Raw genomic sequence first — 17065 nt, 5'->3', positions numbered from 1 at the left:
TGACGGTATCGCTGCGATTCGACTGATGCCACAATCGCTCCTAATTTTAGCCGCACTGTGTATTTAATGCTTTTATGCAAAGACGGACCTTGGGGTGTGGCTCAAGCGCATCCCCGGGGAAATTACCATGACGGAAGGGACCAAATGGGTAACAAAAGCAATAAGGATCGTGTGCGCGAGCTTGTTGAATGTGCTGAATCCCATTTTGGCGAAAAGGTTTTGCATTCTTCCGCGCCGGGCGGCGAAGGCCGAGCGAGCTGGCGGTTTGAAATGGAAAGCGGTTTTGTGATTGCGACCTCGCGGCCAAACTTTCGGCGTACGCATCTAGAAGCGGTCGCACTGACAAAGCTTGCGGAATATTGCGATGATACCCCAAGATGTCTGGGTGTGGTCGGGGACATCATGTTCCAATCTGACGTAGGGGGCAGGCGCCTGAACCAGGAAATAATGAAATATGGTCGTCGTCAGCGTACCGATGTTGCACATGAAGCGATCGCGAGCATATTCAGAGTCCAATCAGCGGGACGCAAAAGTGGCTTGAACCGGTCGATGCCGCATCTGGGCGCAAATCACGACTGGATACGAAACCTTGTAGACGCGACATCCGTGCTGAAATCTTTCTCAGCGGGCAGATCTCTGGACGTTGACCAAGAGGCATTATGCGAACGGATCACCTCGCCAGCGGTTGAATTTGTGAAGTGGGACTGTCGTTCCGGAAATGCGGCGATAAGTGACAATGGTCGCTTGCGCTGGTTCGATTTTGAATATTGCGGCGTGCGCCACGGGGCCGAAGACGTTGCTTGGCTTATCGGTGACGAAGCCTGGCCCGTACAACCGCAAACCATGGAAGAAATCGTCGTTTCAGCATTCGACCGGACAAACCATTATGCTTTGGACCTGTATCTGGACTATCTGTCCGTGTACCTGACATTGCATTGTGTTCAGCGTCTAAAGCTAATTCTCAAAGAGGTAAACAAGCGAGGCTGGTTGTCGAAAACCCGTATCCGCAAATATGATGACGCCGGTGTTCATCCGGAATTTGCAGCTCATATTTGCAAGGTAGGTGCCTATTTCGCGCAACGGGTCCCTTTGACACGTCTCATCGGGCTTGATTTTGAAGATGCAGAAAAAGTATTTGAACAAGTTCTGAAAAGCGGCCGCAAGGACGTTGAGAACATGAAGGTCCCTGCATGAGAGATACAGTATCGAGCGGTCTGAGCAAAAACCGGTTGCGCGTAGAAGTCATTGACACCTACGCAGGGTTTCTGGCCGTCGAACAGGCGTGGAAGTCGTTGGAAGATCGCGACCCTGAAATGACGGTCTTCCTATCCTGGGATTGGCTCGCACAGCCGTTCAGGCAAAATCCATTCAGGTGGAGTGTGGTCGCCGTTTATACGCGGACTGGCGACGATCTGATCGGGCTGCTGCCGCTTAAATACGGTGTACGCTGGAGCGCGTCGCGAAAAGAGTTTCAGACCGAAATTGAAGCCGGCGGTCGCCTCATTTTCAGTGAATATACCGGGTTCCTTTGTGATCCCGAATTTGAGCAACCGGCTTTGGAAGCAATGGTTGCGCAGCTCCAAGCGATGCCTTGGTCGCGATTATCGCTTAGATATGTCGCGCAACATGCCCGTGCCGAGATGTTTTACGCAGCCTTTGATCGCCCGGGCTATTCAGGCTCCTGGAAAGAATACCGTACCGGGAATGGTGCCACCGATAATCTAATCTGCCCGCACGTGGCCCTGCCGGACGATTTCGAAACCTATCTCGACACGTGCATCAGCGCTGAAATCCAGAACCGTTACAGGAAAATACAGCAGCAATATTTCGCGAACGGGGAATATCGGTTCACCCATTCCGATGCCGATTGTTTCGATCGCGACGTTGCAACGTTGATGACCCTTTGGAAACAGGAATCAACGACACCGGACCAAGTAAAAAAGTCGAAAAAGATGGCCGATAACTTTGAGACAATGCTGCGGTCCGCGGTGGCTTCGGATGCTTTGTTTCTACCAATACTCTGGCGGGGCGACACGCCTTTGGCAGCCTTGGGCCATGTCATGGACCCAAAAGTAGGCGCGATGCATTTCATCATAGCAGGGCGGAACCCCACCGCAGACGAGGACTTTATCGCAGCCGTATTGCATTTCCACAGCATAGAATGCGCGATCTTGCTTGGATGTGAATATTACGATTTCGGACACGGGGATGAGCAGTATAAATTCAGCTATGGCGCAGAGCCGGTCGAAGTTCGGTATCTCTCGATCAGGCGCCAGAATGCGTCTGCGGACAAGGTTTTCGATTCCATTGGGTCGGGTATCGCGCTCAAGCGCATCGAAGAATTTTTGGAGGCCGGAAAAATTGATGAAGCCCGACGCGGCTGTCGTCAATTGTCGCGGATATTGAGCTAGGGCGCTGGTGCACCCAATCATTGCGCAGCAGCAGCGTCATCGACGTTGCTGCTGCGTAGGGGTATTGGGGAAGCCCGATCGGAAGGGTGCCCGCGTTAATAAAGTTGTTCCAACTTGTTAGCTTTCATTGACGGAAGAACGATCACCGAAGACCCGTGGATCGCACGTTCGTGAAGATGAATGACGTCCTGGTTCAGCATCCGAATGCACCCCGATGATACTGCTTTGCCCAATTCGAGATAGGACGCGTCGCCGTGAATTCGGTAAAGCGTATCGATCCCGTTTTGAAAAAGATACAAGGCGCGGGCACCCAAAGGGTTTTCGGGCCCCGGATCCATTCCACCGTTTGCGACGGAATACGGCTCAAGCTCTGGTTTGCGAGCGATCATGGTTTGGGGTACTTTCCAGCGGGGCCATTTACGGCAGAACTGAAGCCGGGCCGTGCCTTGCCAGGCGAAACCGGCGGCACCGACGCTTACCCCGTACCGAAGCGCGCGATCTTCATTTTCGACAAAGTGGAGCATTGCGGCATCCGGATCTACAACGATTGTGCCCGACGTGTAATTCGGCCAAGGGTTGGCGACCTCTTGGCGCCAGTAACGCTGCGGGAGCTTCCCTTGCGGGATCGCAGGGATCGGGTATGGCTCGGTCGTGATTGCTCCGTAAAAGTCGGGCAGGGGTGGGATGACAGGTGCCGAAGGCACTGTCGCGGGGATTTGGGGCGGCGTTGTCGCGCAGGCAGAAAGCCCGGCCATCGCCCCTACGGCGATGAAATTGCGTCTGGTAAACATGAATAGTCCTTTTCGTTCTGAACGGTGCAGGCAAGCGGTGCCGCGAGGGCTGTTCAGAAGTCGCGAGGCGGATCGAAAGGGGGCGCGTATTGGCGGCCTTCACGGTACCAATCGGAGTGGTAAATCAGTGTGACCCGGACAGCGTGGCGCCCATCAATGCTTATCGACCCGGGCAGTACCCGGTCAGGTCCGCAAGAAACCCCAATGACGGTACGGCAGCTTTTGCGGACCGAGGCTTTGATAACCGACGTGCTTTGTTCATAGGTTGTATCAACGCCGTAGTCGGCATATTCAACCGCCGGCACCACGGAAGTTCGTATAGCGGTAGGCGCCGCGAACGCGCCCCACGGCACCATAACGAGTATCAACAGCACACAAATGAATGAGCGAGACTTTTGCATCTCTATTTCTTCACTCAGGTGCGCGTCATTGTCCATGCCTCCAAGAGCCCGCACAGCCTGACAATGCCGTGATAAATTAAGCGGCGTTATTTGCCTTTCCACACGGGGTCGCGCTTTTCAGCGAAAGCCCGAGCGCCCTCAAGCTGATCTTCGCTGCTGTACAAGATGTCTATACTTGGCAGCTGTCGCTGGGTAATGCGGTTCATGGCATCCTGAAATTTGCTATCTTCGGCATCACGCACGATCTCCTTGATTGCGGCGTAAACCAGCGGCGGCCCGCTGGCCAACAACCGCGCCAACTCCAATGCGCGATCCATAAGCTGATCCGCTGCCAGCACCTCGTTGACCAAGCCCCAGTGTTTGGCTTCGGCCGCATCGAACCAACGGCCGGTCAAAAGTAATTCCATAGCGATGTGATAGGGGATGCGTTTGGGCAATTTGATGCTCGCTGCATCCGCAACCGTGCCGGATCTGATTTCAGGCAGCGCAAAGCTGGCATGATCCGCGGCTAAAATCATATCGGCCGATAATGCCAGTTCCAGCCCCCCGCCGCATGCGATTCCATTGACGGCAGCAATAACGGGTTTGTTCATGCCGCGCAGTTCTTGCAGCCCGCCAAACCCGCCAACGCCGTAGTCTCCGTCAACGGCGTCACCGTCGGCGGCTGCTTTCAGATCCCAACCAGGGCAAAAGAATTTCTCACCTCCGCCGGTCACGATCGCCACGCGTAAACTGTCGTCGTCACGGAAGGCTTTGAATACCTCGCCCATCTGCCGACTGGTTTTCAGATCAATGGCATTTGCTTTACCGCGGGACAGGGTAACCTCAAGGATGGCGCCGTCGCGGCGGGTGAGGATCGGGCCGGGGGCTTCGTCGTTGGTCATGATCTTGTCTCCTTGCATCTTATCAGGGCATCAGCCGCAATCGCACCATCGCGCGTACAAAGCAGCGGATTGACCTCTATCTCTTCGACCGTGTCCGCATGGTCGACCACGTAAGCCTCTATGCTGCGGATGGCACGGATCACCGCGGCCTTGTTGGCGGGCTCTGCACCTCTGTATCCGTCCAGCAGGCGACAGACCCGCAGCTCTGTCAACGCCCGTTCAATGTCGGTTTCCGAGGCGGGCAGCAGGAACGATGCGCTGTCTTGGATCAGCTCTGTTAGAATCCCGCCAGCGCCTAATGTCATCACAAACCCATGCGCCGGGTCGCGAATAACGCCGATCAGCAGCTCTGCTACGGTCCCCGTCACCATCTCTTCGACCAGATAGGTTTCGCATGGCATCCGCGACGCCGCCGCTTGGACTTCGTCGGCCCCGGTCAGGTTCACCGCTACCGCACCAACATCTGATTTATGCGCGATGCCCTGTCCTTTTAGAACCACAGGAAAGCCGATGCGTGCCGCCGCTCCGGTCACATTCTTCATGTTTGCGGTTTCTGAGCAGGGGATGCGCAGACCGTATCTCTCGAGTCTCTGCTTGGCTTCAGCTTCGGGAATTATCACGTCGGCTCCGCCGTCAGTCTTGGATTGTTCCGGCAAACACAGCGGTTCGGCCACGCCGCGAAGTGGGAAGCTGGCGATCTCACACGCGGCGATTGCTTCTTGCAGACCCGCAAACGGGACGATGCCGGACGCTATCAAACGGGCGGCCAGTACTTCGGGCAGATTTTCGGGCAGCGTCGCCACAAGCCCCACATTGCCCCCGGTCTGGGCTTTGGCCGCAGCCAATGCCGTGATGGTGCACATCCAATCTTCTGGGTCGCAGCGGTCAGCGCGCGGAAAGTCCACAACAAGCAGCGTCATTGCCAGGTCGGGGTCGATCATGGCGGCAAACGCGGCCGTCATCGCCGCGAGATCACCCCAAATGTAGGTGTGATAATCAAGAGGATTGGCCAGGGCGACCATCGGCCCCAATGCAGCACGCAAGTCTGCACGCTGACGTTGGTTCAGAGCCGGGAAAATTAAGTTGCGGCCATGCGCGGCGTCCGCGACCAAGCTTGCCTCACCGCCTGAGCAGCTCATCGATGCGAGGCGGTTGGACGCAAGAGGCCCCGTCATATGCAAGAGTTTCAACGCTTCGACAAAGCTGGGTAAATCGTGGGCCCGCGCGATACCTAAACGCGATAACAGGCACGCGGCACCCGTATCATCTCCGGCTAGGGACGCGGTATGGGATACAGTACCTGATTGAGCTTGCTCGGATTTGCCGACCTTTATGGCGACGATCCGTTTGCCGATCCGCCGGGCGCTGGATGCCAATGCTTCGAGCGCGCGTAAGTCGCCGAAGCCTTCGACATGCAGCCCCAGCACCGTCACGCGGTCATCGGCCAGCAAGGCCTGCCCGATTGCGGCGATGCCAGTCTGAGCCTGATTACCTGCTGTCACAATATATGCCAACGGCAGGCCGCGCCGTTGCATTGTCAGGTTAATCGCGATGTTTGAGCTTTGCGTAATGATGGCCACACCGCTTTCTGCGCGCTGCCCGCCGTGTTGGTCGGGCCAAAGCAAAGCACCGTCCAGATAATTGATGAAGCCATAGCAATTCGGTCCGAGGATAGGCATATCGCCCGCCGCCCGCAGTAATTGGTCTTGCAGGTCGGCCCCGTCCGCGGCCTCTTGTTGCGCCTCAAGAAACCCAGATGCGAAACAAACTGCGCCTCCGGCGTTTCGTTCAGACAAGGCCCGCACGATATCTATAGTCGCCGCACGGTTTACACCAACAAAGCAAGCGTCGGGTGCCGCGGGCAGGGCACGAACATCGCGATACGCCGGCAACCCGGCGACAGTTTCGTTTCGGGGATGGACCGGCCATATGCCCCCGGTGAACCCCATCTTGCGGCATTGCTCAACGATTGCGACGCACCAGGCCCCCCCGCCGACGACGGCGATGCTGTTGGGCCGTAATAGGCGGGAAAGATCATGTGCAGCCAAGATCAGGCTCCCAGCGGACGTAGCAGATCACGGGCGATAATATGGCGCTGGATTTCAGACGTACCATCCCAGATCCGTTCTACTCGAGCGTCCCGCCAGAACCGTTCGATAGGGAAATCATCCATAAGCCCCATACCGCCGTAGATTTGCAAGGTCGTATCCGTCACCCGCGCCAGTGTTTCCGAGGCATGAAGCTTGGCGGACGAAATCTCGCGATTCGCCGGCAACCCCTGATCTAGCCGCCAAGCAGCCGCCAACGTGAGCAAATCAGCCGCATCGATTTCGGTTATCATATCGGCAATCTGGAAACCGACACCCTGAAACTTGCCGATGGGCTGGCCGAACTGTTTACGTTCAGCCGCATAGGAAAGCGCATAATCAAAGCAGCGGCGTGCGCGGCCCACGCTAAACGCCGCGACGGTGAGTCTGGTGGCAAATAACCACTCGTTCATCACTGCAAAGCCGCCATCCACCTCGCCCAGAACCTGCGCGTCGGGCAAACGGCAATTGTCAAAGTAAAGAATACAGTTCTTGTAACCCTTGTGTGAGACCGAGTTATAGCCTTCACGCACTTCAAAACCGGGTGTACCGCGATCGACCAAAAATGTGGTGATGCGTTTTTTCGGCCCCTTTGGCGTTTCGTCAACGCCAGTGGCGATGAACACGATGAAGAAATCGGCATGTTCGGCACCCGAAATAAAATGCTTGGACCCGTTCACCACCCAATCCTTGCCGTCACGGGTCGCGCTGCATTTCATTCCACGTACATCAGATCCAGCGTCCGGTTCGGTCATCGCCAGCGCGTCCATGCGGTCTCCGCGTACGGCAGGCAGCAAATACCTTTCGCGCTGTTCTGCGTTGCAAGCCATCAAGATATTCTGAGGGCGCCCGAAAAAATGCGTGAGCGCCATCGAGCCGCGGCCAAGCTCCCGTTCGACCAGGGTAAAATCGACGTGGCTCAGGCCGGCCCCGCCAACCTCCTCGGGAAAATTGCAGGCATAAAAGCCTAAGTCTATGACCTTGCGCTTAATGGCTTCGCCCAACTCACGGGGAACCTGGCCGGTCCGTTCGACCTCTGCCTCATGGGGATAAATTTCTTTTTCGACAAAGTTACGCACTGTCGACACGATCATTTCCTGCTCGTGGGTCAATCCAAAGTCCATCAAGCCGCCCCTTACTGGTGTTTGACGTAGACTTGCGCCCGGATCTGAATTTAGCTGTGCACAATTGGGAGGAAATTGTGCCTAATTCGAAAAAATTTGACGATACGCCCCTGCGGTTGTGCTTTTTGTTGTTCGACGGTTTTTCAAATCATTGTCTGGGCAACGCTGTGGAGCCCCTGCGCGCCGCCAACACGTTGTCCGGACGTGAGCTGTATCGTTGGCAGTTCGTTTCCGTCACTGGGCAAGGGGTCACCAGTTCGTCCGGGTTGCCGGTCATGCCGCATGAATGCCTCCGCTTGGCCGAGGGGGATATGCTGGTCGTGATGCCCTCATATGGTTACCTCGATTGGTGTACCGGCACGACCTTGCGCGCTTTGCGCAGCACAGCTTTTCGGTTCGCAACAATTGCAGGGTTTGATACCGGCAGTTGGCTAATGGCCGAAGCCGGATTATTGGATGGGTATCACGCAACAATCCACTGGGACGAATTTCAGGCATTCCAAGATCAGTTTCCCACAGTTGATGCCATCAGGTCACGTTTTGTCTTTGACCGAGACAGGATCACGTGCGCCGGGGCCACCGCCGCTTTCGACCTTACACTGGAATTGATCTTGCGCGTACATGGCCCGGCGTTGGCAATGGAAGTGGCGCAGATTTTCATGACGCAGCTCGCTGATGTCGCAAACCTGTATCAAGGTGTACCGCGGGGCCGCTTGATACGCCGAGTCATCGCGAAGATGCGCGATAATGTCGAGCACCCGCTGCCGATCACAAAGCTGGCCAAGGATCTGGGGTGCAGCCATCGCAAGCTTGCCAATCAGGTGCGTCAGGAACTGGGCCTGACCTCACAAGCCCTGTATCGCCGCATTCGGCTTTCTCATGTGCGCAAGCTCTTGGATGAAACCGACCTGCTGATCGGCGAAATTGCGATCAGGGCCGGATATGAAAATGCGAGCGCTCTTAGCCGGGCCTTTCGAATGGAATTCGGCGTAACGCCGAGCGGCCTGCGGGCCAGGTCATACTATGCGGCAGGTTAATACATCGGCATCGTAAGACGTTGGATTGTCATTGGCGCTTCGCCTCGAAGATTTATCTGCTATTTGCCTTGCGCATATCGGGTCAGCCAGAGTGTCAGCCGACCGACCGCGATATGCAAGATGACTGTCAGGCAGGCCAAAACGATGAGGCTCGCGAACATCAGATCGATTTTGGCACGGCCGTTGGCCAGTAGCATCAGATACCCCAACCCTTTTGACGCGCCGACCCATTCGCCGATCACCGCCCCGATAGGTGCATAAACCGCAGCTAGCTTGAGGCCGGTTCCTAAATCGGGCAGGGCGCTTGGAATTTGGATATGCCACATGAACCTGACCTTGCGGGCACCCATGGCGTGCGCAAGATCGTGGAAACGGTTGTCTGTACGCGTTAGCCCGTCATGAAATGCCGATGTAACGGGAAAGAATATGATCAATACCGTCATCACGATCTTTGACCCAATGCCATAACCAAACCAAAGCGTAAGCAGGGGTGCCAGGGCAAAAACCGGCACAGCTTGAGTGAAGACCAGTATCGGCAAGATCAAGCGCTCGGCGGTTCGGAAAAGCGCCAGCTGAACAGCTGTCACTGTGCCTAGAATCGTCCCGATCACAAGGCCAAGAACAACTTCGGTCGCTGTAGCTAAAGTATGGTCAAAGATGGTGGCACGATGAATGAACAGGGCCTGCGCGACGCGTGAGGGTGAGGGCAGAATAAAATGCGGTACATCGGTTAGCGTTACGGCGGCTTGCCAAAGCCCCAACCCGAGGACCAACGTCAACAGTGTGTCCTTCCCCTTCATAATGTGGCCTTGCGCAGGTGGTCCAGCAGACGGGCTTGGCATATGATTGTTTCCGGGGCATGGATTTGGCGCACTGGCACGCTGTCGGGTACTGGCCAACTGCGCGTCTTGCCTGCCGACATCACCAGGATTTGGTGCGCAAGTCGCGCGGCTTCGCCGGGATCATGGGTGACAAGCACAACGGTTCGTCCCTGCAGGACATCCGCCGCCAATTCCTGCATTTCGGCGCGTGTGGCTGCATCCAGTGCCGAAAACGGTTCATCCAGCAACACGACGGGACGGTTTTCAAAAAGGGTTCTCGCGAGCGCTATGCGCTGGCGCATCCCCCCCGACAAAGTGCCCGGTTTTTGATGGGCGTGGCCGGACAAGCCCACCCGGCCCAACAAACTTCGCGCCAGATCGATATCGGGTTTGCCGCCACGAAGGCAGGCGCCGATATAAATGTTTTCCAACACTGATAGCCAGGGCAAGACCAAAGCGGATTGCGCCATATAACTGATCTGATAAGCCAACGGCAGTGCATTGGTCGCCTGTATCGTTCCGTCGAATGTCCCGCCGGTATCAAAACCCAGCAGAAGCCGGAGAATAGTGGATTTGCCGACGCCCGATCGCCCCAGCAGGCAGGTCCATTGCGCCGCTGGAAATTCCACCGCAGCTTCGAACAGAAGATTTCCGTTTAGCCGATACTGGCCGCTAAAAACGATCCCCGGTGCCTTCGTCATTTGGGTGTTATTCCCGCTGAACCTCCCCCCGCAGTGCCGGGCACACACGAAGTGCGGCACTGCGGCGACGCGATCCTCATCAGTTTTCCGTTATATCAACTGCGATTTTCGACACAGGGTTTTGGCTTGTGATCAAGCCTGCGTCGAACAGGAACGTTTCAAACGTGGTATAGCGCCCCTGGTCCATCGCGGTCGGGCGCAGCGCAAAGCGGGAAATGGTATCCTTCCAGGCGCGTTCGTTAAGATCATCTTGCAATTCGGGTGCGGTGCTTGCAAAAATCTCCCAGCTTTCCTGTGGGTGATTAACGATGAACTGGGTAGCTTTCTCTGTCGCAGCAAGAAAGCGGGCGATCATGGCCTTATCCATTGTATCGCTGTTGGCGACATAGATCAGTTCATCATAGGGCGGCACACCTTCTTCTTCGACGAAGAAGCATTTGCCTTGTACGCCCTCTATGTCCATCTGGTTCAGCTCAAAGTTTCGGAACGCACCAATAACCGCGTCGACCTGGCCCGACATCAGCGAAGGGGACAACGACCAGTTTACATTGACCAGCTCAATATCTTCCAAAGACAGACCGTTGTTGCGAAGCACTGCGTCCAGTAAGGCAGACTCCACCCCGCCGACTGAGAACCCGACCTTCTTGCCCGCAAGGTCTGCGGGCGATTTGACAGGCCCATCTGCCAAGGTCAAAAGGCAGTTCAACGGGGTGGCGACCAGCGTGCCAACCCGTTTAAGAGGTAGCCCTTCGTGGATCTGCAAATGAAGCTGTGGCTGATATGAAATAGCCAGGTCGGCTTTGCCCGCCGCCACCAGTTTGGGCGGGTCGGACGGATCTGCCGGTGCCACGATCTTAACGGCCAGGTCCTGCTCGGCGAAATAGCCCTTTTCCTGCGCTATGATGATCGGCCCGTGATCCGGATTGACGAACCAGTCCAGCATGACAGTCATTTCATCAGCCGCAACCAATGGCGAGGCTATCAACATTAATGCGGCGGTTATTGACGTTAGTTTCATTCGTTTTGCCTTTGATGTGAGAGCATGTCGCCCATTGAAATTAAGGAAATATCGCCGGCCCAATAAGACCGCAGATGTGTGGCCGCTTGCCAAGCTCGCAAGCCGGAGCGGCAGACGAACACCGCCCGTTTCCCTGTCGCAACAGGAATCCGGTGCTGTTGAAATTCGGAAACAGTCATCCGGTGCGCATCGGGTGTAACGGGATCGGCAGCTTCAGCGGTATCGCGCAATTCGATCACCACATCAGAGGCGGTGATCTCGGCGGGCGCGATAAAGGTGAACGCCCCACTGGGTTCTGGAGCATCATCAAAGCGAAACCCGCTCGCCCTGAAATTGCGCATGTCAAAGCTCATCATCTGGCCCAGAGGCGAGGGTGATTGACCGATCAGATAGGCCAGAGCCATCTGCGCCTGAACCGTGCCGATCATACCGACCACTGGCCCCATGACGCCGACCTGGGCACAGGTCGCCGTCCGATCAGGAAGGTCGGGGAAAACTGCCCGAAGCGATGGAGAAGATCCGCAAAAGCCGCCGGCGTAGCCGGTAAATCCGAGGGCTGATGCGCTAAACAGCGGCACTCCCAGTTCAACGCAGACATCCGACAGCGTATAACTTACCGCGAAACTGTCAGCGCAATCCAGCACCAACGTCTTTCCATTCACCAAGCCCCGCGCGTTGGCTGGGTCCAACTGCGTATTGACCGGCACGACCCTGCAGCCTGCATTCAACGCGCGCAGGGCTGATGCCGCTGCGTGTGCCTTGAATGCGCCTACATCGGCCTCGCGGAACAGGGTTTGCCGATGCAGATTTGTCCGAGCGACCAGGTCGTGGTCAACCAGTGTAAGGTGACCAACCCCTGCGCCGACCAGGTATTGCAGGGCGGGTGCTGCCAGCCCGCCAACCCCGACCACCAGTGTTCGCGCAGCACCGATAGCGGCTTGGCCAGTGCTGCCTACCTCGGGCAATTGGACCTGACGGACATAGCGGCTCATCTTGTGGCCGCCAACCATGCCCGAACCTTGGCTTCGGGGTTATCGTCCAGGGTGATGTCCGTGACCGCTGCCACGACATCCGCCCCTGCGGCAAATGCGCTCTTGGCCCTTTCGACTGTCATACCTCCGATGGCCACTAACGGGATATCCCCGATCTGCTGTCGCCATGTCTTGAGCCTATCGACCCCCTGCGCGTGCCATTTCATCTGTTTCAGGATGGTTGGGTAGATCGGTCCAAGGGCGACATAGTCAGGCACCACATCCAATGCCCGCGCAAGTTCGGATTTGTCATGTGTGCTGATGCCAAGGCGAAGCCCCGCTGCGCGAATGGCACCCAGATCAGCCTGATCCAGGTCGCCTTGTCCGAGATGCACAAAACGACACCCTTGTTCGATCGCCGTCTGCCAATGGTCATTGATGATCAACTCGCATCCATGGGCATCGCATAGCGACTGCGATCGCTGGATGTGCTGGCGAATATCGGTAGAGTCGCGGTCTTTCACGCGTAGCTGAACCAGCTTGATCCCAAGCGGTACGAGGCGTTCGATCCAGTCGGCACTGTCGAAAATCGGGTAGAAGCGATCCAGCGTCATTTCAAAAACGCCTTGCCGATCACTGGGGTTGAGGGTGTCGCCATATCACGGGGGCACATCGGTCCGGCCGTTGCGGCCAAATGACCAGCCTGGATCGCTGTGGCAAACGCCAGTGCCATCGCCGCAGGGTCACCGGCCTTGGCCACAGCGGTATTCAGCAATACTGCATCAAACCCCAGCTCCATTGCCTGCGCGGCGTGCGACGGGAGCCCAAGCCCCGCATCGATAACCAACGCAGTATCGGGAAAATGGGCCCGCAGTGTCCGCAAGCCGAACAGGTTATTCAGCCCCAATCCCGAACCGATAGGTGCCCCCCAAGGCATCAAGACTTCGCAGCCGGCATCAAGCAATTTGCCTGCCACTACCAAATCTTCTGTGGTATAGGGGAAAACCTGAAACCCGTCTTCGGTCAAAATCCGTGCAGCCTCCACCAGGCCAAACACATCTGGCTGAAGCGTGTCTTCTTCCCCTATAACCTCAAGCTTGATCCATTTTGTATCAAAGACTTCGCGCGCCATATGTGCGGTGGTGACGGCTTCTTTTACCGTGTGGCACCCGGCGGTATTAGGCAGCACGTGAACACCGAGATCGCGGATCAGATTCCAAAAATCCTGGCCGGCGCGGTCCCGGCCGCTTTCGCGACGCAGTGACACCGTGGCCACGCTCGCAGCACTTCGTCTGAATGCGTCGGCCAATACATGCGGGGACGGGTACTGCGCGGTCCCTAACATGAACATAGTATTAAGCGTGCTGCCGTAAAAATCGCGCATGGCGTCAACCTCCCTGCATTGGCGCAAGTATCTCAACGCTGTCGCCGTCACTAAGAAGGTAAGTCACGCGGAAGGTCGCTGGCACAAATGCACCATTCACCGCGGTTGCGACTTTCGCATCGCGCAAACCTTGGGCGTCAAGCAACGCTTCAAGGGTATTGGAATGCACATCCATCGACATACCGTTAACCAGGAGTTTCATCCATCACCTCGGGAATTATGTTTTCATATATCAGGTCTGCAACCATGCGTGCCATGGCGGGAGCCAGTAAAAAACCATGTCTGAACAGACCGTTAGAGCTTATCAAGTTACCATCACGTCGAATGCGTGGAAGATTGTCAGGATAGGCAGGACGACAATCGACGCCGACCTCCAGCACTTCGGCTTCGCCAAATGCGGGGTTGAGAGCATAAGCCGCGCTCAACAATTCCAGCACCGACCGCACCGAAATATGTGCCGCCGAACTGCTTTCGATCATGGTGGCACCGAGCATGAAAACTCCATCTCCCCGTGGTACTATGTACAGAGGAACCCGCGGGTGTAGCATGCGCACCGGTCTGTTCAAGGTGACTTCCGGGCAGGAAAGAACCAGCATTTCACCCTTTACGCCGCGAAGATCCCTTTGTGTGTCACGCGCTTGGAAGCCCCGGCAATCAACAGTAATACCCCGCCGGGCATAGTCATCCGGGTTTGCCTCATCTTGAACGAAATGTGTTCCATCGCGCACGAGACCCGCCCGAAGTTGTGCCAGCGCAGCGCGCGGTGCGAGATGGGCTTCGGCCTCAAAGTAAAGTCCACTTGCGAAGCGATCCGCAAGATCAGGCTCGAGCGCGGCGATCTGCGGGCCGTCCACTTTTACATATCCTTCGGTGCGTCCCGCAAATTGAGCAAGCTCCGCACGGTCACGTGTCGGGCTCAGCACCAGCGACCCACGCTGGCAAGTCGCTTGGGTATGCGCGGCCCACCAATCCGCAGCTTCAAGGCCCAACCTTACCACCAACTGGTCAGCGCTGGTGCCTTCGCAATATGGGGCAAGCATACCGCCAGCCCACCATGAGCAAGATCGAGGACCAAGTTCGGCATCGCGCTCAACCACCGTAACGCTGGCCCCACGGTCCTTCAGGCTTCGCGCGACGCAAAGTCCGCTGACGCCGGCCCCGATAACGGTAACTTCGGTCAAGTCCAATACCCATGGAAATGATGCACAGGTCCGTGACCCCGACCGACTGAAAGCCGGTCTGCCCCCACGATTGCTGCGTGCAAATAGGTATGCGCAAGTTCAACGGCATTGGCCAAATCTTGACCCTTGGCCAGATGCGCCGTGATCGCGGCCGAGAAGGTACACCCTGTGCCATGGGTATTGCGTGTTACAATGCGCGGTGCCTCGAACGTATCGACCGCGCCATCTGCTTGGACCAGAACATCGGTGCATTTATTCCCGGTTGCGTGCCCCCCCTTTATCAAAACAGCCTGCGGCCCCATTGATAACAATTGTCGCCCTTGCGCGATCATCTCTCGCGGAGACTTAGCTTCGGTGCGGTTTAACAAACGCGCGGCTTCGGGCAGGTTGGGGGTAAGCAGGCAGGCATGCGGTAACAGTTGGCTGATTAGCGCGTCGATAGCCGCGTCCTGTAAAAGCGCGTCCCCTGATTTTGACACCATCACCGGATCAATAACCACGGGGCCGGAAAACTGCGCCAATTCGTCGGCAACTGCTGCGATGATAGCCGGGGAAAACAGCATGCCCAGCTTGATTGCATCGATCTCAATATCTGACAAAACCGTTGAAATCTGGGCCGCGACGATATCCGGGGGCATTTCATGCACGGCAGAAACAGCAACAGTGTTTTGCGCGGTAACAGCCGTGATCACACTGGCACCGTAAACGCCGAGGGCCGACATTGCCTTTAGATCGGCTTGGATACCGGCACCGCCGCCGCTATCCGATCCGGCTATCGTAAGAGCTATGGGAATCTTCATCGTCCAGTGCACCATCCTTGCCAAGGGCACACAAACGAGAAAACGAGCGGGTGTGGTCTATACACAACCTATCCGTTCCCTACGCCGGTATTGCCCGGATCAGGTTCGACGGGTCGGTGCACGCACCTCTCAGCCCCACAGGGCACCCCGACGGATAATAAAAAAAGTTGCTTCACCCCCGAAAGGAACAAAGCGAATTGTCTGTGTAAGACGTAGGCTAGATAGATTTCAAGTTCAATGACAATCTAGAGGCGGTGAGTTAAATGCTAATCGCTTCAATTTTGCAAAGTAGCGCTCACCAATCCCTGTCTTGGAACATCGAATTGCGCTGACCGTCACCGGATGGTCATATTTTTTCTGGCGCAATAACCGTCATACCTGCGGCGACGTGCCTAGATTTTGCGCATGTGGCTACGCCGCGGCGAGATGGCGGGCGTTACAGGATCCTATTTCTTCGCAGAACCTTGCCCCTGTTTGGTCTTCATAAATAATTTAATACAGCATTAAATTATAAGGACATTATATGCGCCGCTATACACAAGCATCCGCACTGGCGATCACTCTGCTGATTCCCACATTCGCTACCGCCCAGGACGTCAGCGTATCTGCCGGGGCGACACTCACAAGTCGCTATCTTTTTAACGGTCTTGAGCAAAGCACTGGTGCTGCGCTTCAGCCTTGGTTGGAAGCCGAATATCAGGGTTTTTATGCGGGGATATGGGCGTCTAATACAGCGAGGTCCCTCGTCGGGAGCTCCGCCGAAGTGGACCTGTACCTGGGATACCGCAACGCAGTCGGACAGTTCAGCTATGATCTTGGATATACTCGTTATTACTATCGAAATCCGAACGTTGACTGCTGTGGCGAAGTAATTCTCGCCCTTGGGTATACCCCCGCCGAGCCGCTGGAGCTAGGTCTTCGCTTTGCGCATGACCCGGTCGCCGACTACGTAAACACACGTATTTCACTCGACTATGCCATAAACGACAAGATCGGCATTTCGACAAATTACGGCACTATCAGTAAAGGTGGTCACGATTATTGGAAAGTAGGTGGAAGTTATGCAATTTCCGATAACTTCGGTGTCGATGTGGCTTGGGAGGACACCAACATATCTGACGGGCTGATCGTGGTTTCGCTTAACACATCCTTCAACTTGCGTTGATGCTGGTTTCATAAGCAGTGCGGTCTGTGGCAGAGTTCATGGGCCGCACGAGACTGGTTCAGCGTATGACGAATGCGAAGCCGGCCTGCCCTGTACTTTCCTTTCAGCAGGATAGGGCAGTTTTCGTAATCCACTGCAAAACATGCCACCGTTAGGGCGGTTTGTTTCTGATAATTGCGATTATGTTACTAAACGCGTTTTATATTTTTATGATTATGTATATTTATCGTTGAGAGATACGTTGTTGATGAACTTATTAGGTTTGGCGGTGACCTACTCTCCCACGTCT

At 56.0% G+C, this 17065-nt stretch carries 17 protein-coding genes and 1 riboswitch; of the genes, 4 read left to right on the top strand and 13 right to left on the bottom strand.

Annotation, left to right across the window (positions count from 1 at the left end):
* The first annotated feature begins 144 nt into the window (after window positions 1–144).
* Together AC13DE_RS01980 and AC13DE_RS01975 are read left to right on the top strand one after the other, a co-directional pair.
* Window positions 145–1194 carry a hypothetical protein gene (locus AC13DE_RS01980; protein WP_483046870.1) on the top strand — a complete coding sequence of 350 codons (1050 nt, stop codon included), beginning with the start codon at window positions 145–147 and terminating at the stop codon, window positions 1192–1194.
* Window positions 1191–2411, top strand: coding sequence for a GNAT family N-acetyltransferase (locus tag AC13DE_RS01975; protein WP_483046869.1), 1221 nt, complete (start codon window positions 1191–1193; stop codon window positions 2409–2411). Before AC13DE_RS01980 ends, AC13DE_RS01975 begins: the two co-directional genes overlap by 4 nt.
* Window positions 2412–2506: 95 nt before the next feature.
* On the opposite strand, the gene AC13DE_RS01970 is transcribed toward AC13DE_RS01975, so the two are convergent.
* The 4 genes from AC13DE_RS01970 to AC13DE_RS01955 form a co-directional block, all read right to left on the bottom strand.
* Window positions 2507–3202, bottom strand: a complete 696-nt coding sequence (locus AC13DE_RS01970; protein WP_483046868.1) for a L,D-transpeptidase — start codon at window positions 3200–3202, stop codon at window positions 2507–2509.
* A 487-nt stretch (window positions 3203–3689) separates the two neighbouring features.
* Window positions 3690–4487: a carnitinyl-CoA dehydratase gene (locus tag AC13DE_RS01965; protein WP_483046867.1), complete on the bottom strand. Its 798-nt coding sequence runs from the start codon at window positions 4485–4487 to the stop codon at window positions 3690–3692.
* Window positions 4484–6535 carry an acetate--CoA ligase family protein gene (locus AC13DE_RS01960; protein ID WP_483046866.1) on the bottom strand — a complete coding sequence of 684 codons (2052 nt, stop codon included), beginning with the start codon at window positions 6533–6535 and terminating at the stop codon, window positions 4484–4486. The genes AC13DE_RS01965 and AC13DE_RS01960 overlap by 4 nt, the downstream gene beginning before the upstream one ends.
* Window positions 6536–6537: 2 nt before the next feature.
* Window positions 6538–7698, bottom strand: a complete 1161-nt coding sequence (locus AC13DE_RS01955) for an acyl-CoA dehydrogenase family protein (protein WP_446312212.1) — start codon at window positions 7696–7698, stop codon at window positions 6538–6540.
* Between the two features lie 77 nt (window positions 7699–7775).
* Between AC13DE_RS01955 and AC13DE_RS01950 the strand changes: the two genes are divergently transcribed.
* Window positions 7776–8735, top strand: coding sequence for a GlxA family transcriptional regulator (locus AC13DE_RS01950; RefSeq protein ID WP_483046865.1), 960 nt, complete (start codon window positions 7776–7778; stop codon window positions 8733–8735).
* Window positions 8736–8794: 59 nt separating this feature from the next.
* Here AC13DE_RS01950 and AC13DE_RS01945 read toward each other — a convergent pair whose 3' ends face one another.
* From AC13DE_RS01945 to thiD, 9 genes are all read right to left on the bottom strand, one after another.
* Entirely contained in the window at window positions 8795–9535 is a 741-nt protein-coding gene (locus AC13DE_RS01945) for an ABC transporter permease (RefSeq protein WP_483046864.1), read from the bottom strand.
* A complete protein-coding gene (locus tag AC13DE_RS01940; protein WP_483046863.1) occupies window positions 9532–10257 on the bottom strand; it encodes an ABC transporter ATP-binding protein in 726 nt (241 codons plus the stop codon). The genes AC13DE_RS01945 and AC13DE_RS01940 overlap by 4 nt, the downstream gene beginning before the upstream one ends.
* Before the next feature lie 79 nt (window positions 10258–10336).
* Entirely contained in the window at window positions 10337–11275 is a 939-nt protein-coding gene (locus tag AC13DE_RS01935) for an ABC transporter substrate-binding protein (protein ID WP_483046862.1), read from the bottom strand.
* Window positions 11272–12285: a ThiF family adenylyltransferase gene (locus AC13DE_RS01930; RefSeq protein ID WP_446312208.1), complete on the bottom strand. Its 1014-nt coding sequence runs from the start codon at window positions 12283–12285 to the stop codon at window positions 11272–11274. The genes AC13DE_RS01935 and AC13DE_RS01930 overlap by 4 nt, the downstream gene beginning before the upstream one ends.
* The gene (locus AC13DE_RS01925; protein ID WP_446312207.1) at window positions 12264–12860 is read right to left on the bottom strand and encodes a thiamine phosphate synthase; all 597 of its coding nucleotides are present in this window, start codon (window positions 12858–12860) and stop codon (window positions 12264–12266) included. Before AC13DE_RS01925 ends, AC13DE_RS01930 begins: the two co-directional genes overlap by 22 nt.
* Complete coding sequence (locus tag AC13DE_RS01920) at window positions 12857–13630, bottom strand: thiazole synthase (RefSeq protein WP_446312206.1); 774 nt, start codon at window positions 13628–13630, stop codon at window positions 12857–12859. The genes AC13DE_RS01925 and AC13DE_RS01920 overlap by 4 nt, the downstream gene beginning before the upstream one ends.
* Window positions 13631–13634: 4 nt before the next feature.
* Window positions 13635–13832 (bottom strand): sulfur carrier protein ThiS, encoded by a 198-nt coding sequence (gene thiS / locus AC13DE_RS01915; protein ID WP_446312205.1) that lies wholly within the window; start codon window positions 13830–13832, stop codon window positions 13635–13637.
* Window positions 13816–14811 (bottom strand): FAD-dependent oxidoreductase, encoded by a 996-nt coding sequence (locus AC13DE_RS01910; RefSeq protein WP_446312204.1) that lies wholly within the window; start codon window positions 14809–14811, stop codon window positions 13816–13818. The genes thiS and AC13DE_RS01910 overlap by 17 nt, the downstream gene beginning before the upstream one ends.
* Window positions 14808–15611 carry a bifunctional hydroxymethylpyrimidine kinase/phosphomethylpyrimidine kinase gene (thiD, locus tag AC13DE_RS01905; protein WP_446296467.1) on the bottom strand — a complete coding sequence of 268 codons (804 nt, stop codon included), beginning with the start codon at window positions 15609–15611 and terminating at the stop codon, window positions 14808–14810. The genes AC13DE_RS01910 and thiD overlap by 4 nt, the downstream gene beginning before the upstream one ends.
* A gap of 59 nt (window positions 15612–15670) precedes the next feature.
* Window positions 15671–15771, bottom strand: a riboswitch (TPP riboswitch).
* 363 nt (window positions 15772–16134) lie between these two features.
* Between thiD and AC13DE_RS01900 the strand changes: the two genes are divergently transcribed.
* On the top strand, window positions 16135–16776 hold the full coding sequence (locus AC13DE_RS01900; RefSeq protein WP_446296466.1) for a TorF family putative porin: 642 nt from the start codon (window positions 16135–16137) through the stop codon (window positions 16774–16776).
* Window positions 16777–17065: the final 289 nt, after the last annotated feature.

The sequence above is a fragment of the Sulfitobacter sp. L-8 genome (genome assembly GCF_056859255.1).
Note: the sequence above shows the minus strand (reverse complement) of the source record. Positions and strands in the feature narration are given on the sequence as shown.

Bases quoted from the DNA above. Each gene is read 5' to 3' on its own strand.
- AC13DE_RS01980 (WP_483046870.1), top strand. From the start codon at position 145: ATGGGTAACAAAAGCAATAAGGATCGTGTGCGCGAGCTTGTTGAATGT.
- AC13DE_RS01975 (WP_483046869.1), top strand. From the start codon at position 1,191: ATGAGAGATACAGTATCGAGCGGTCTGAGCAAAAACCGGTTGCGCGTA.
- AC13DE_RS01970 (WP_483046868.1), bottom strand. From the start codon at position 3,202: ATGTTTACCAGACGCAATTTCATCGCCGTAGGGGCGATGGCCGGGCTT.
- AC13DE_RS01965 (WP_483046867.1), bottom strand. From the start codon at position 4,487: ATGACCAACGACGAAGCCCCCGGCCCGATCCTCACCCGCCGCGACGGC.
- AC13DE_RS01955 (WP_446312212.1), bottom strand. From the start codon at position 7,698: ATGGACTTTGGATTGACCCACGAGCAGGAAATGATCGTGTCGACAGTG.
- AC13DE_RS01945 (WP_483046864.1), bottom strand. From the start codon at position 9,535: ATGAAGGGGAAGGACACACTGTTGACGTTGGTCCTCGGGTTGGGGCTT.
- AC13DE_RS01940 (WP_483046863.1), bottom strand. From the start codon at position 10,257: ATGACGAAGGCACCGGGGATCGTTTTTAGCGGCCAGTATCGGCTAAAC.
- AC13DE_RS01935 (WP_483046862.1), bottom strand. From the start codon at position 11,275: ATGAAACTAACGTCAATAACCGCCGCATTAATGTTGATAGCCTCGCCA.
- AC13DE_RS01930 (WP_446312208.1), bottom strand. From the start codon at position 12,285: ATGGTTGGCGGCCACAAGATGAGCCGCTATGTCCGTCAGGTCCAATTG.
- AC13DE_RS01925 (WP_446312207.1), bottom strand. From the start codon at position 12,860: ATGACGCTGGATCGCTTCTACCCGATTTTCGACAGTGCCGACTGGATC.
- AC13DE_RS01920 (WP_446312206.1), bottom strand. From the start codon at position 13,630: ATGCGCGATTTTTACGGCAGCACGCTTAATACTATGTTCATGTTAGGG.
- thiS (WP_446312205.1), bottom strand. From the start codon at position 13,832: ATGAAACTCCTGGTTAACGGTATGTCGATGGATGTGCATTCCAATACC.
- thiD (WP_446296467.1), bottom strand. From the start codon at position 15,611: ATGAAGATTCCCATAGCTCTTACGATAGCCGGATCGGATAGCGGCGGC.
- AC13DE_RS01900 (WP_446296466.1), top strand. From the start codon at position 16,135: ATGCGCCGCTATACACAAGCATCCGCACTGGCGATCACTCTGCTGATT.